Consider the following 13940-nt stretch of genomic DNA (forward strand, 5'->3'; position numbering starts at 1 on the left):
AGGTGAAATGCAATGTTTAGATCTTCGGATCACGAAAATAGTCAAAAGGGGTTCCAGATGGACCGCCGCAAGTTTCTGAAAGCCGGGGTTGCTTCAGCTCTTACAGCGGGAATGGTCGGTGCGATGAACGTTTTGCCGGCTGAAGCCGCCGAAGCTGTGAAGAACACAGCAGTTCCCCAAACTGGAGCCAAATCCAAACTTCATCCTGTTGTGGATTATGGCGGCTCGAGTGTCAGTTTTGTTGAGCATAATGACCAGTGGCTGGGGACAACCAAAATTGTAGGAACGATTAAACCGTACCACGAAGCGGAACAGGGCTTTTATATGGCCAATCGTGGAAAATATTCTCCGGAGGCACAGCAAGGATTTTATCATTATAAGTTTGTCATGAAACATCCATTTGGTGCTGCCATTGCCCAGTTTGCAATGTCGCTTATGGCCCCTCAAATGGTGAGCGGACAGCCGTCTCCGCAGAAACTTCCGATTCCCGACCCGGAACAAATGTCACAGCATATTAAAGATGCTGCCTATTTTTTGCGCGCTGACGAAGTGGGAATCGGCAAAATGCCGGAGTATGCTTATTATACCCATAAGGCTCCCAGTCAGGACGATTTGATGAAAGACGACCTGTCAAAGTCAATTCCTGTGACGGAACGGCTTCCTTATGTTATTGTGGTTATGATTGACCAGCATTTAGAGACCATGCTGGCTTCTACGGGCTATGACGGCATCAGTGCTTCCCAGTCCATGCGTTCTTACCATTCGACCGGCGTAGTTGCGGTTATTCTGGCCAATTATATTCGTGGCCTGGGCTATAACGCCAGGGCTCATCACTTCACCAACTATGCTTCAGTCATGCCGCCTCTTATCATGGCTGCAGGGATGGGTGAACTATCCAGGACAGGTGACTGTACGGTTCATCCCCGGTTAGGATTCCGCCACAAAGTTGCGGCTGTGACCACAGACCTACCTTTAGTTCCGGATAAACCGATTGACTTTGGGTTACTTGATTTCTGTCGCGTCTGTGCTAAATGCGCAGATAATTGTCCGTCAGGCGCTATTACCCATGACCGGGATTTGGTTGAATACAACGGATATTTGCGTTGGAACAGTGACTTCAAAAAATGCACGGAATTCCGTGTAACGAATAAAGAGGGTTCTTCCTGCGGCAGCTGTATGAAGGTATGCCCCTGGAATTCCAAGGAAAAATCCTGGTTCCATACTGCAGGCACCTGGATTGGCAGCAAAGGAGAAGCTTCTGCTAGTCTCCTTAAGAAAATTGATGATATGTTCGGTTATGGTACCGAACAGATTGAAAGATATAAATGGTGGCTGGAGTGGCCGGAACGGTATGACATAACGGCACTCAAGCACTAAGACGTTAACGATCAATATTATAAGTAATTTTAAAAGCGGTGAGATTTTATACTCATCGCTTTTAAAATCTATTGCGGCTTACCCGGGGGTACGCCGCAATAGATTTTTATTATACCGTTAAAATGTACTTTCTAGAAAAATTTTATCTACAGTGTGAATGGCTTCTATCAAAACAGCGGTTAATATTCGTTAATCTGACGAAATATTAGCCGCTGTTAATACATACTAAATTAATATTTTTCACCAACCTGGTATGATTGACTCAAATAGCACCTTGGAAATCGGTAAGGTTACGATAGACTGAACCGCGTTTTCAAAAAGTATTTTGCGTAGGGGGAGGTGAGAAAATGGGAACATTCTTGGTATTTCTAGCCGGAATTCTGTTTTTAGCCGGAATCATTTTTATAAAGCCGCGAGCTAAGCAGGATTTGAGATGGAAAACTGTTCTTAACTGGGTATTATACGTCTTGTGGTATTCGATCACAGTAATAGGGGTTTCATTCATCTATATTAACTCTATCGTAGGACACGTGAAGGCAACAAGTACAGCTATCTTTATGTTTATCGGATTATCAATCGTTCTAGCCATCGTATTAGCCAGACTTTTAGGATTCTTAGGAAAAAAACGTGAAAATATCAATCCAGGCGCAAAGGCGTAAAGAGGTGAAAAAAGATGTTTAGATCTTCAGAAAAAGAAGGAAGTCAACAAAATCAGCGGTTTAAGATGGATCGCCGTAAATTTCTAAAAGCAGGGGCTGCTTCTGCTCTGGCAGCAGGGATTGTTGGCGCAATCGGAGTTTTGCCGGCAGAAGCAGCTGAAGCTATGGCAAGCCAGACAGGCCCCCAAAACGGAGCCAAATCCAAGCTACATCCCAATGTAGATTATGGTGGTGCCAGTGTCCGATTTGTCGAGCATAACGATCAATGGCTTGGAACTTCAAAGCTAGTTGGCACTGTTAAAAATAGCCATGAAGCAGACTCAGGATTCTTTTATGCAATGCGTGGTAAACTTACACCCGAAGCTCAAAAGGCATCGTACTACTATCAATTCGTTTTTAAGCACCCGTTTAACGCTGCCATTGCCGGATTCGCCGTGAACCTTGCTCCGGAACCGATGGTAAGCGGACAACCGGCCCCTGAAAAGCTACCGATTCCTGATCCAGAACAAATGTCCCAGCACATTAAGGATTGCGCTTATTTTTTGCGGGCGGATGAAGTCGGAATCGGCAAGATGCCCCCGTATGCTTATTATACCTATAAAACTCCTAGTCTGGAAGATTTGCTTAAGGATGATTTATCTAAGTCGACACCGGTTACGGAAAGACTTCCCTATGTTATTGTAGTCATGGTTGACCAGCATTTGGAAACAATGTTGGCTTCGACCGGATATGATGGTATCAGCGCTGCCCAGTCTATGCGTTCATATCATTCAACCGGTGTTATCTCCTGTATCCTAGCCAGTTATATCCGTAACCTGGGCTATAACGCCAGAGCACAACATTTCACCAATTATGAAGCGGTTATGGGTCCCTGTATTATAGCTGCGGGACTGGGTGAATTAACCAGAACGGGTGACTGCACTGCACATCCGCGTCTTGGATTCCGTCACAAAGTGGCGGCCGTAACCACTGATTTGCCTCTTGCTCCCGACAAACCGATTGATTTCGGCATGCTTGATTTTTGTCGGGTATGCGGCAAATGCGCAGATAACTGCCCTTCCGGCGCCATTACGAAGGATAAGGAACCAGTTGAATACAATGGCTACTTGCGTTGGAACAGTGATTCTAAAAAATGCACGATATTCCGGGCAACAAACAAAGAAGGCTCTTCCTGCGGCAGGTGTATGAAAGTGTGTCCTTGGGATTCCAAGGAACAATCCTGGTTCCACGAAGCAGGTACTTGGATCGGCAGTCATGGAGAAGCTTCTTCCAGTCTGTTGAAAAAAATTGATGATATGTTCGGCTATGGTACGGAGCAAATCGAAAAATATAAATGGTGGCTGGAATGGCCCGAAAGATATGATTTATCCAAGCTATAAGCAGTTCAGCTTTCTTACGAAATATATCTTTAAGCGGCGGAGTTTTTCTCTTGCCGCTTAAAGGCGTACAAAAAACGGATACTTACTCTTTTGATGACTTCCATCGGAAATATTGCAGAAATTAATTGTCATTTGAAAAAGATCCTCCATCTTTCTGCCAATGACTTTTTTGTTTTCTGCAAATAATCTACCCACCTGTTATAGTGCATATATTAGTGATTTAATGTTATCATAGGTCATGTAAAGATACTTTTAGCATTTGCAAATTTTTTTAAATAGTTATCCAAGTTGGTTCATAAGATAAATATTCTTGACGACGGTCTGACTCATCTGCTGTTAGAGGAGGGAAAATCCATGGATGATAGCACAAAAAGACAGATTCCAGGAACAATCATTCCTGAATCGTTTAATCGTGTTGAAAGATTGGAAAAATATGTACATCTGGGAAGTACGCGTCCATTTTGCAAAGGAAGCGTCGTACTTTCTCAGGGTAGTGAAACCAATAATGTAATGTATGTGCAGTCGGGATGTCTTGCCGTAAGCATGGGAGCAGATGATGGTCATAATAAATTTTTGTTCCAAATTGGCGAGCAATCCATTGGGATGACAACCTTTTTAAGTGAGAATCATGAACTACAGATCGTTGCGGTCAAGGACAGTGTTGTTTGTTTTTTTACCATTGAAGAGGTTTTGAAAATATGTCACGAAGATGAACAACTGATTGTCGATATCATTCAAAATCTTAGTTCAAAAGTATATTACTTTATGACACAATCAAGAGATTTGAATTTTTCCCGTCCCGCGAGTAGGGTGTTTCGCTTCTTGTATAACCTATGTCTTCATGATGGAAAGCAAATTGAAGACTATTACATCATTCACTCAAATCTGACGCAAAAAGCGATTGGCGAAATCACCGGTACCCATTATGTTACGGTTAGCAAATTATTGACGATCCTTGAAAAGCAGAAAGTATTGAGAAAAACCAAGGATGCAATTTATGTTTATAACCTAGAAAAACTAAAAAATATGATTAATGAAGTTTTTGAATATTAAAAAATCAATTTTCAACCATATTCCATTCAAATAGGTAATTGACGATCTTCTCATGCAGCAGACTTTCTTTTAAGAGTTCGGGGGTAGGGAAAAGCTTGTCAAACATTTGTTGATCCCCCTGGATTCCTTCAAGAATCTGCTTCCTTCCTAACGCTGCTTCTTCATCGGAAATACAAATATTTTCAACACGTGCTAACTCCGTAAAAGCCAAACTGAGGAGAAGCTGTTGTTTAGCAAAAACAGCACAGTCCTCATAGAAATATTCATCAGCCTCACTTGAGCCAAAAGGTGTATTTGCGTTTTGGTTCTTTATGATCTCATAGTCTTTAAGCGCATTGTCAATTACTTGCTGTGTTGTCGCTTTCAGCATTTCCTCATCCAACTCATATGTTGAACTCCCGATAAATGTATCTAAGATGGTTTGTAAATTATTTTCTTTGATAGTTTGCTGGCTCTCTGCTATCAAGGACTTGCGAATGTTATCTTTCAGCGTTTTCAAGTCTGGAACCTCCGGGTCCATTTCATGGACAATTGCGTCTGTGACCTCCAATTGCTTTGATGGCCAGACTTCCAGTACAGTAGCTAAAAACTCAGCTTTCTTGCCTGCAACATGTTGAAGCGGACTATTGTGCGGAATATCAATCATCATTTGGAAACGATCCGCTTTCTTTTTCCCGATGACATTTTTGAATTGGCCAAACATCATAGGATCGCCAACTTTGTATTTTAAATAGGATGAACAAAGTTCCGAAACAGCCAAACCGTCGCAAGTTGCAAAAATGCTGACTGCAACCTCATCCCCTTCTTCGACAACAATATTGTTTTTTGACCATTCGTTGAGCATTTTTAAAACAGATTGAATTACCGCATTCTCTAACTCCGTTTCTGTAGGCGCGGGCTGAGGGGCGATTTTCATTCCTTTATACTGACCAAGTTGAAAATGATGCATTGAGTGTGCCTCCATTTAATATAAAAATAATATGAAAATTGCAGTCATAACACTTTCATGTTATCATAAATTAAGCATCTAGATTTTAGCATATGCCAACCTTGAAATCAAATGCAAAAAAACAATCGATTATTTAAAAACTTCAAGTATCTTTATGTTTTTGATCATCCGAATTTTTTAGGAGAAGGGGAAAATTAATGGATGATAGGATGATGGATGATAATATAAAGAGAAAAATTCCTGATATTTTAATTCCTGAAACATTCAATCGAATTGAACGTTTAGGAATGTATACGAATGTTGCAAATACCCGAACCTTTACCAAAGGAAGCATTGTACTCGGACAAGGTGCAGAATCTAATTCTATTGTATATGTACAATCAGGATGTTTATCCGTAGGTATCGGGATGGAAGATGGTCATAATAAATTCCTGTTTAATATCACTGAAGGTTGTATTGGAATGACAACATTTCTCGGTGAATATCATGAATTGCAAATTCATGCGATCAAAACCAGTACAGTTTGTTTTTTCCCCATTGCGCAAGTTCTGAAAATTTTTCATGACGACGAACAAGTAGTCCTTGATATCTTGCATAATATTCTCAGTAAAGTATATTATTTTATGGCACATGCCAGAGATTTAAACTATTCCCGTCCTTCCAGCAGAGTGTTCCGCTTGCTCTATAATCTTTGCATTCATGAAGGGAAGTTTGTAGGCGGTAGTTATGTGATAACTTCAAAGCTTACGCAGAAAGCAATAGCGGATATTACGGGCACACATTATGTGACGGTTTGCAAATTATTTAACATACTTGAAAAACAAGAAGTCCTCAAAAAAGTCAAAAATAAAATTTATGTTTATAATCTTGAAAAACTAAAAAGTTTAATCAATGAAGTTGTTGAGTACTAAGCTGTGGGTACAACATTTGTGGATTTTATAGACATGCCGGGCGAAACTTTCCGGCATGTCTTTTTTAGCCCAAGTTTTCATGGTACAGTTTAACCCGGGCTAAATAATTTGATAAGATAATATAGTAAAATATTTTCGGCCATTGTTTTCGGCTATTGTAATGTAAAAATTCTTTCGTAATCACTTTTACCGTAAATATCGCAATCGTTCCATTTCCAAAGAGCGTGAATAATCTTTTCTCTAAACAAGTAGTCTCCTAAAAATTCATCATTTGGAAAGAGCTGACTGAATTGCGTTTTGTCGGGGGATGTTTTTAAAAAGAAGGATTTTGCTTCCTGGATTTCCTCCGGACTGATGTCGATGTTTTCCAGCCGTGCAATTTCGGTCAGAATAAGTTCTTCGACAAGGGTTTTCTCAGCCAACGCCATGTTCTTCGCTTCAAACATTCTGTTATCTCCGGACATAAGCGCTTCAAGATTTTGAGGATTCCCTGACGAGAAAAGTTCCTTTTGCGATTGGGCATTAAGAATATCCAGAACTTCCTGGAATTCTTTTTGATCTAAAGTATATTCCGAACCCGAAGCAATGGCGTCAATCATGGATCGAATTCTTTCTTCTTTGATCTTTTGTAACCAGTTTTCCGAGATTATTTTGCGTAAATTGGCCTGCAGCTCATCTATTCCAGAAACCTCAGGATTAATTTGCCTGGCGATTTCATCCGAGAGTTCAACGGGTAGTCTGTGGTTAACTTCATGGATGGCAATCTGAAAGGTAACTGTTTTTCCACCCATCCGTTCAACGGTGAAACCTTCGGGGAAAGTAACAGACAGCACTAAATCATCTCCGGCTTTGTGATTGATAATCTGGCTGAAAGCCTCAAGAACAGAAGGGTCCCCCAAGGTAAACTTCAGATTCGAATTCGATAACTCCGGAACAAACATATTGTCGCATTCCGCACGAAGGCCGATAACAACTTCATCACCATACACGGCAGGCATATTATTTTTTGCCCATTGGTTTGCCAGCTTTTTTACAGCTTCCCTCGCCCCCAGGTTCAAATCATCTTCGGAAAACATAGATACTGGAGGAAGCTTTAATCCTTTGTATGATCCAAGTTTGATTTCATGCATGCCCAATCTACTTCCTTTATTATTTTTTGTTGTTATTTTATCATGGAATAGTCTATCATAAAATAGTCTATCACACTTTAATATACGCAAATAAAAAAATGTTTTTTATAATAGGAGGGGTTAAAAATGGCCTTTTGTGGGGATATTTAGGAGCAGATGAAAAATAAGGAGAGGGAAAAAGCAAAATACTGACACATTAATTCTTATTTAACAAAAAATAATTCTTATTTTACAAAAAATACGATAAAATATTGTCATGATATGCAATTATGATATACTTAATTAGCATGTTTTAAAGATTTATTTGTTTAACTAAGTTAAAATTTTAATGCATAATAAAACACAAGGAGAAAATCATATGGAATCTATCAAAATTTTTAGAGAGATTACGCTCAAGCAAATTGTAACGGAAGAATCCAAGGAGAGGACCCGTGAGCAATTGCGCGAACAAATGGTAGCTTTGAACGATGAAAAGACGGAGTTTGAAGAAAACAAAAACAAAATGCTTACAGAATTCTCGTTGAAAGGAGCTGAAGCTACCCAACTTAATCAAATCCGGCAGCAATTTGATACACAGGCTACAAAATTTCATGTCGGGATGGACGAAATTAGAATGAATATGGTTTCGATTGATGAACTAAAATCTGGTGAAGAAATCGTGATCGGTTCGGTGGAAGGACCTTATGAACTGAAGGTCGGAGATAAATTGGAAACGGCGACCAAAGCTGAAATTGTCTTTAAAGACGGAATTGTCGTGGAGATAAGGCAATGACCTCACAGGAAAAAACAACGGTTACATTGAATGAAGAAGCCCGGTATGCGCTGGCCAGGGGCGTTGACAAGGTAGCTGATTTGGTGAAAGTAACGCTTGGGCCTAAAGGGAGAAACATCGTCATTGAGCAGATGATGGGTTATCCTCTGGTTACAAAAGACGGCGTAACGGTTGCGAAACACATTAATTTGCCCGATCCTAGGGAAAATATAGGAGCCCGTTTGTGTAAGGAAGTTGCCAGGCAAACCAACGACATGGTCGGCGATGGCACTACGACGTCGATCGTCCTCGCACAAGCCATTGTGAAGGGTGGAATGCCTCTGGTCGAAGCGGGAGCAGACCCGATCCGTCTTAAAAAAGGGATGGAAAAGGCCGTACAGGCAGTCAGCCAAGAAATTGGAAGGCTAGGCATTCCGGCTACTCCGGAAACTGTTTCCCAGGTTGCGTCCATATCAGCTAAAAGCCGCTTGACTGGAGAACTTATTGCTCAGGCAGTAGAAAAAGTCGGACAGAATGGGATTGTAACCGTCCAGGAAACCATTGAACGGCGTACTTTCATTGAAACATCGGAAGGTATGGAATTGGAGAGTGGTTATCTCTCATCGTATTTCTTATCGGAAAACGATCGTATGATTCTAAACTTGGAAAAACCATATATTTTGATGACGGACCAGATGATTGACAATATCCAGCAAATTAAGCGCGTTCTTAATTGGTGTATCTGGGAGAAAAAGCCGCTGTTGATCGTAGCAAAGCAAGTAACAAAAGATGTGCTGGGAATGCTGATTACGCATAATACGGAGGCTAGGGAGGCCAAGGCAATCGCAGTTCAGGCTCCAGGTACCGGAGAGTACCGTCTTGGTATTTTGGAGGACTTGGCAGTCAAGACAGGCGGTTCTGTTTTGGTGGAAATGCTCGGGTTATCGTTAGAAAATATTGAGAAATCCATGCTTGGTAATGCAGAAAAAATTATTGTCACGCGTCAAAAAACGACTGTAATAGGTGGTGGTGGCAGCAGTGAAATGATTGAAGAGAAATCAAACCAGCTGAGAGCACTAATCAGACAAACATCAGAGTCTGGGGAGCGCCAGAAGCTGCAAGAACGGATCGCCAAGCTTTCTGGTGGAATAGCCGTTATCAGGGTCGGCGCTGATACGAAAATTGCGCTAAAAGAACTTAAAGACCGTGTTATCGATGCTGTACAGGCTTCGAAAGCGGCGGTGGAGAGTGGAGTCGTCCCTGGCGGAGGAACAACCTATGTAAGGGCAGCAAAAGTACTTGATGATTTAAAAGCGGATTCAGAGGATGAGCTATCCGGTATCCGTCTCATTCGACAAGCTCTAGCCGTACCGTTACGCCAGATTGTAAGTAATACCGGTGGTAACGGAGACAAAATTGTAGAGATGACCAGCAAGGCAGCACCTGGCATGGGATACGACGCAATGTCAGGAAAATTTGTAGACATGATGGCTGAAGGGATCGTAGATCCGGTTGCTGTGACAGTTACCGCGTTGAACAAGGCTATGGGTATTGCTTCGATCCTCCTTACAACAGAAGGGGTCATTGATAAACAATATCAGTTTACAATTGATCTAAGTACCATGATTTAGGTTAAAAAACAGATTACTTTTATATTTGTTTCAAGCCATAAAAAAGAGAGGCCAGTTTTATGAAAAAATTTATCTTAATCGCTAAAAAATTCATTCCATTATTTGCTATTGTAATTTTGGTTTTAACAATGGTATATGGGTACCACGCCAATAAAATGGATCAGAATGTCGTCCAAGGGTATTACCAGCAGTTGTTTCCGAAAGCAGACCATTTTGATTCGATAAGTGACCGGACAGCCAAGGCAATAGGCGCAGACGGAAACCTTATGGCTTATGTCGGAATCTGCAGTAATGTTGGCTATGGGGGGCCCGTGATGGTAGGGACTATCATCAATCCGACCGGGGGTATTCAGGATGTAGTGGTCCTGCAGCATAAGGAGACTCCTTCTTATCTCAACAAGATAGCCCAGGCCGGCTATTTCCGCCAGTACACCAAAAAAAATGCGGGTGATCCGCTGGTTTTGGACGCTGACATTGACAGAGTATCGGGGGCAACGCTTTCCACACGGGCTATCGCAAAATCTGTGAATGATGTTGCGCATACCGTGGCCGTCCAAGAATTGAATGTTACACCTAAAAAAGCAGAGATCTCCTGGAATATAGGAATAAAAGAAGTCGCAGTTGCTTTACTTTTTATACTTTCTGTTTTCATACCACGTTTCAAGCAATTGGCGAAGTACAGGTTGGTATTTCTGGGACTTAGTATCGTTATTTTAGGTTTTTGGTTAAATAGGTCATTATCGATGGGACACATCAGTGCGCTGCTTCTTGGATACTTCCCATCTCCGAGCGAAAATCTGATATGGTATCTTGTTTTGTTGGGAGCATTGGCACCTGCTTTAATAACCGGTAAAAACATCTACTGTGCGTATGTTTGTCCTTTCCACGGCTTGCAGGAAGCTACCCACATGATTAGTAAAGTCAATATACCGATCGGAAAATATGTGAAATGGTTCCACACAATAAAAGAAGTTATCTTATTTTTAGTTTTGTTCTTTGCCTTCCTCTTTGTAAACCCTTCATGTTCCAGTTTTGAACCCTTTGGAACGATATTTGGCTTAAACGGATCCAGTAATCAGTGGTATTTGCTTTTTGTCATATTGCTTACCAGCTTTTTCTACCGTCGATTCTGGTGTGTTGCATTTTGTCCGGTTGGGACATTTGTGGACAAGGTCGCACAACTGGGACGGAAAATTCGGGAGATCATTGGGTTGTCTTCCAAGAAAAAGGTTAGAAAGGTGGAGAATATGAATGTCTGAAAAAGCTGAAACCGTAGTGAAACCTGAAGATCAAGAAGTGGGGAAGAAAAAGACAGAAACTTCTACAATTTTGCTTTTTGCTTTGTATGGCCTTACCATCTTGCTGATTGTTTTGGTTTTGATAAGTAATTGGAATGCCTGATGATTTCTGAATAATGAGGGGTAATCAACATGGATACAACATTGTTGGCCGGGGAGAAGGCCAGACAATCACTCGCAGCAGGAATAGACCTTATCGCCTCTTGTGTTAAGGTTACACTGGGACCAAAAGGAAGAAATGTTGTTTTAGACCCGGAGGTTGGTCTTCCAAAAATTACAAACGACGGGGCTAGTATTGCCAGTATCATTTCCACAACTAACCGGTTCCAAAATTTAGGATGCCAAATTATCAAAGAAGTATCGGACAAGACCAACGACAGGGTGGGTGACGGGACAACGACATCGATTGTTCTGGCCCAGGCCATGATCCGGGAAGGAATGAAAAATATTGCGGCGGGAAGCAATCCCACTTCTCTTATCAGCGGGATAGAAAACGGAATTGAAAGCGCTATTGAGGCTATTCAAAAAAGCGCAGTCAAAATATCCAGTTTGGAGAAGGTTAAGCAGGTGGCTACTGTATCGTCAGGAGATCCGGAGATCGGGAGGCTTATTAGCGAAGCTGTAGAAAAAGTTGGTTTCCATGGGATGATCATGGTGGAAGAAGATCAAGCGCTGAAAACCCGGTTAGAGGTTACGGAAGGGATACGTTTTGACAAGGGATGTTTTACACCGAAAATCGTGAAGTCTTGGGAGAAGAAAGAAGAGGTTTTGGAAGATCCGTATATTCTTGTAACCGATACCAAGATTAGTTATATCTATGAGATTTTCTCCATCATGGAAGAGGTCGTAAAAAGCGGCAAGCCGCTTGTAATTATTACTGAAGATATTTCTGTTGATTTGCTTGCTCTTCTGCTTGCAAATAAGCAAAAAGGGACCATGAATGTCATTGCTATTCAGACCCCAGGTCATGGGGAGCGGCGTAAAGCTTACTTGCAGGATATAGCGGTTATTACGGGTGCCACGGTTATTTCAGAAGAGGCCGGAATCCCACTTGAAGAAGTGCAAGGATACCACTTAGGAAGAGCAAAGCGGATTCTGGTTGATACGAAGAATACGACCATTATTGGCGGACAAGGTAACAAAGAAGAAATCGAGGCGCGTTGCGCTGAAGTACGTGCGGAATATGAGCCTTTGCTTCCCGGCTGGAGAAAAGAGAAACTTCAGGAAAGGTTGGGGTGGCTGCAAGGGGGAATAGCCATCATTAAAGTCGGTGCTGCAACGAGACTGGAAATGAAGGAAAAAAAGGATCGGATTGATGATGCTGTCAATGCAGTAAGGGTAGCGATTGAAGAAGGGATTGTACCTGGCGGAGGTATCGCTTTGCTCGAAGCAACGGATGCATTGGCAGAGATCAAGCTGGATGATTCTGAAGCTATGGTCGGACTGCGGATTGTCCAAAAGGCTTTGGAGGCGCCTTTACGCCAGATTGTTGAGAATGCCGGCGAAAACGGGGATTCCGTCATTGAAAACGTCCAGGAACTTCCTGCCGGATTTGGTTATAATGCTGCCGAAGATAGCTACGTTGATATGATAGAAAACGGAATCATTGATCCTGTCCAGGTAACTTATACGGCATTGAAAAATGCTGCCTCTATTGCAACGTTAGTTATCGGCGCAGAAGGATTGATTATTAACAATGCTCCAAACTTCATGAATTTATAGGCTTTTAAGCTTAAAAATCATATGTAATGTATAAGTCCTTAAGTCGTTTAATATTAATTATCTTATTGAATTTTTCTCTGAAAGCAGCAATAAAGGCTGCTTTCTTTTTATAAGTTCTAAGATCGATAAACAATTAAATATAATTGAAAATAATTACCTGAAAATAATTATTATAAATGTGGAGAAAGGTTATTGACATTTGATATGAACATGATTAAATTGAATATAAACTATACACGTGTATACAATAAAGCATTGCTCTTTTGATGCGTTTTCCATCTTGAGAAAGGAATTGATTAAAATGTCCAAGATTATCATTGCCTGTCAAACGATAAAAGATGAAATACGTTTAGCTTTGCAAGAGACCGGGGTAGGCTATCCGGTGCTATATATTGAATCGGGCCTTCACAACTATCCGGACTTACTTCGGAAAAGGCTTCAAGAATCCATTAATCAACTGGAGAACGTCGATACCATTCTCTTTGCTTTTGGTTACTGCGGTAATAGCCTGGTTGGGCTTACATCACCCACGGCTGCTCTGATAATCCCGAAAGTGGATGATTGCATTTCTTTATTATTGGGCTCTCACGAGCTTAGAATGAGTCTTTCCAGGGAAATGGGAACTTATTTTTTGACCAAGGGATGGCTCGATAATGAAAAGAGCCTATTGTCGGAATATCAGCATTATGTCGAAAAATACGGATCAGCCAAAGCCGATAGGATCATTAAGACCATGCTGCACCATTATAGAAGATTGATGATCATTGATACGCAGACTTGCCAGCCCGAGGAAATCATGGCCCGGACAGAGAATTTTGCTAAATCCTTAGAATTGCAACATGAAACAATTACGGGCTCATCGCGTTTTTTGAAGAAACTGTTTCTTGGACCGTGGGACGAAGAGTTTATTACGGTGAAGCCAGGTGACACGGTAACACTTGAGCATACGCTTACCGAAGAAAAGAAGTTTTCGAATTTTTGATAATTGAAGATATTCCAATAGACAACAAGGGAGTGCAACAAAACTTAGGTTTTGCGGCGCTCCCTTGTTCGGTTATCGAATTCAAATTATTTCTGATC

The 13940-nt window shown here is 41.4% G+C and carries 13 protein-coding genes; 11 read left to right on the forward strand and 2 right to left on the reverse strand.

What is annotated here, in order from left to right:
* The first annotated feature begins 12 nt into the window (after positions 1-12).
* The 4 genes from A7K50_RS04145 to A7K50_RS04160 all read left to right on the forward strand — a co-directional run bounded on the left by A7K50_RS04145 (position 13) and on the right by A7K50_RS04160 (position 4468).
* Positions 13-1377: a reductive dehalogenase gene (locus A7K50_RS04145; RefSeq protein ID WP_119774736.1), complete on the forward strand. Its 1365-nt coding sequence runs from the start codon at positions 13-15 to the stop codon at positions 1375-1377.
* Between the two features lie 347 nt (positions 1378-1724).
* The gene (locus A7K50_RS04150) at positions 1725-2036 is read left to right on the forward strand and encodes a dehalogenase (protein WP_119774737.1); all 312 of its coding nucleotides are present in this window, start codon (positions 1725-1727) and stop codon (positions 2034-2036) included.
* Between the two features lie 14 nt (positions 2037-2050).
* Positions 2051-3415 carry a reductive dehalogenase gene (locus A7K50_RS04155; protein WP_119774738.1) on the forward strand — a complete coding sequence of 455 codons (1365 nt, stop codon included), beginning with the start codon at positions 2051-2053 and terminating at the stop codon, positions 3413-3415.
* Between the two features lie 354 nt (positions 3416-3769).
* Positions 3770-4468 carry a Crp/Fnr family transcriptional regulator gene (locus tag A7K50_RS04160; RefSeq protein ID WP_119774739.1) on the forward strand — a complete coding sequence of 233 codons (699 nt, stop codon included), beginning with the start codon at positions 3770-3772 and terminating at the stop codon, positions 4466-4468.
* Between the two features lie 4 nt (positions 4469-4472).
* Here the strand turns inward: A7K50_RS04160 and A7K50_RS04165 are convergent, their stop codons facing one another.
* Complete coding sequence (locus A7K50_RS04165) at positions 4473-5417, reverse strand: trigger factor (protein ID WP_158582037.1); 945 nt, start codon at positions 5415-5417, stop codon at positions 4473-4475.
* A 197-nt stretch (positions 5418-5614) separates the two neighbouring features.
* On the opposite strand from A7K50_RS04165, the gene A7K50_RS04170 reads away from it, so the two are divergent.
* On the forward strand, positions 5615-6328 hold the full coding sequence (locus A7K50_RS04170; protein WP_243103636.1) for a Crp/Fnr family transcriptional regulator: 714 nt from the start codon (positions 5615-5617) through the stop codon (positions 6326-6328).
* 152 nt (positions 6329-6480) lie between these two features.
* On the opposite strand, the gene A7K50_RS04175 is transcribed toward A7K50_RS04170, so the two are convergent.
* Complete coding sequence (locus tag A7K50_RS04175) at positions 6481-7458, reverse strand: trigger factor (RefSeq protein ID WP_165904964.1); 978 nt, start codon at positions 7456-7458, stop codon at positions 6481-6483.
* 358 nt (positions 7459-7816) lie between these two features.
* On the opposite strand from A7K50_RS04175, the gene A7K50_RS04180 reads away from it, so the two are divergent.
* From A7K50_RS04180 to A7K50_RS04200, 6 genes are all read left to right on the forward strand, one after another.
* Positions 7817-8230 carry a YlqD family protein gene (locus A7K50_RS04180; protein WP_119774741.1) on the forward strand — a complete coding sequence of 138 codons (414 nt, stop codon included), beginning with the start codon at positions 7817-7819 and terminating at the stop codon, positions 8228-8230.
* The gene (locus tag A7K50_RS04185) at positions 8227-9840 is read left to right on the forward strand and encodes a molecular chaperone GroEL (RefSeq protein WP_199698221.1); all 1614 of its coding nucleotides are present in this window, start codon (positions 8227-8229) and stop codon (positions 9838-9840) included. Before A7K50_RS04180 ends, A7K50_RS04185 begins: the two co-directional genes overlap by 4 nt.
* 59 nt (positions 9841-9899) lie before the next feature.
* A complete protein-coding gene (locus A7K50_RS04190) occupies positions 9900-11099 on the forward strand; it encodes a 4Fe-4S binding protein (RefSeq protein ID WP_199698222.1) in 1200 nt (399 codons plus the stop codon).
* Positions 11092-11241, forward strand: a complete 150-nt coding sequence (locus A7K50_RS14010; protein WP_158582038.1) for a hypothetical protein — start codon at positions 11092-11094, stop codon at positions 11239-11241. The genes A7K50_RS04190 and A7K50_RS14010 overlap by 8 nt, the downstream gene beginning before the upstream one ends.
* Positions 11242-11270: 29 nt before the next feature.
* On the forward strand, positions 11271-12860 hold the full coding sequence (gene groL, locus A7K50_RS04195) for a chaperonin GroEL (RefSeq protein ID WP_119774742.1): 1590 nt from the start codon (positions 11271-11273) through the stop codon (positions 12858-12860).
* Positions 12861-13161: 301 nt separating this feature from the next.
* Complete coding sequence (locus A7K50_RS04200; protein ID WP_119774743.1) at positions 13162-13842, forward strand: DUF1638 domain-containing protein; 681 nt, start codon at positions 13162-13164, stop codon at positions 13840-13842.
* Positions 13843-13940: the final 98 nt, after the last annotated feature.

It is taken from the genome of Dehalobacter sp. MCB1 (assembly GCF_003590275.1).
GTDB lineage: Bacteria > Bacillota > Desulfitobacteriia > Desulfitobacteriales > Syntrophobotulaceae > Dehalobacter.

Coding starts and splice junctions, on each gene's coding strand:
- A7K50_RS04145 (WP_119774736.1), top strand. CDS start 13: ATGTTTAGATCTTCGGATCACGAAAATAGTCAAAAGGGGTTCCAGATG.
- A7K50_RS04150 (WP_119774737.1), top strand. CDS start 1,725: ATGGGAACATTCTTGGTATTTCTAGCCGGAATTCTGTTTTTAGCCGGA.
- A7K50_RS04155 (WP_119774738.1), top strand. CDS start 2,051: ATGTTTAGATCTTCAGAAAAAGAAGGAAGTCAACAAAATCAGCGGTTT.
- A7K50_RS04160 (WP_119774739.1), top strand. CDS start 3,770: ATGGATGATAGCACAAAAAGACAGATTCCAGGAACAATCATTCCTGAA.
- A7K50_RS04165 (WP_158582037.1), bottom strand. CDS start 5,417: ATGCATCATTTTCAACTTGGTCAGTATAAAGGAATGAAAATCGCCCCT.
- A7K50_RS04170 (WP_243103636.1), top strand. CDS start 5,615: ATGGATGATAGGATGATGGATGATAATATAAAGAGAAAAATTCCTGAT.
- A7K50_RS04175 (WP_165904964.1), bottom strand. CDS start 7,458: ATGCATGAAATCAAACTTGGATCATACAAAGGATTAAAGCTTCCTCCA.
- A7K50_RS04180 (WP_119774741.1), top strand. CDS start 7,817: ATGGAATCTATCAAAATTTTTAGAGAGATTACGCTCAAGCAAATTGTA.
- A7K50_RS04185 (WP_199698221.1), top strand. CDS start 8,227: ATGACCTCACAGGAAAAAACAACGGTTACATTGAATGAAGAAGCCCGG.
- A7K50_RS04190 (WP_199698222.1), top strand. CDS start 9,900: ATGAAAAAATTTATCTTAATCGCTAAAAAATTCATTCCATTATTTGCT.
- A7K50_RS14010 (WP_158582038.1), top strand. CDS start 11,092: ATGTCTGAAAAAGCTGAAACCGTAGTGAAACCTGAAGATCAAGAAGTG.
- groL (WP_119774742.1), top strand. CDS start 11,271: ATGGATACAACATTGTTGGCCGGGGAGAAGGCCAGACAATCACTCGCA.
- A7K50_RS04200 (WP_119774743.1), top strand. CDS start 13,162: ATGTCCAAGATTATCATTGCCTGTCAAACGATAAAAGATGAAATACGT.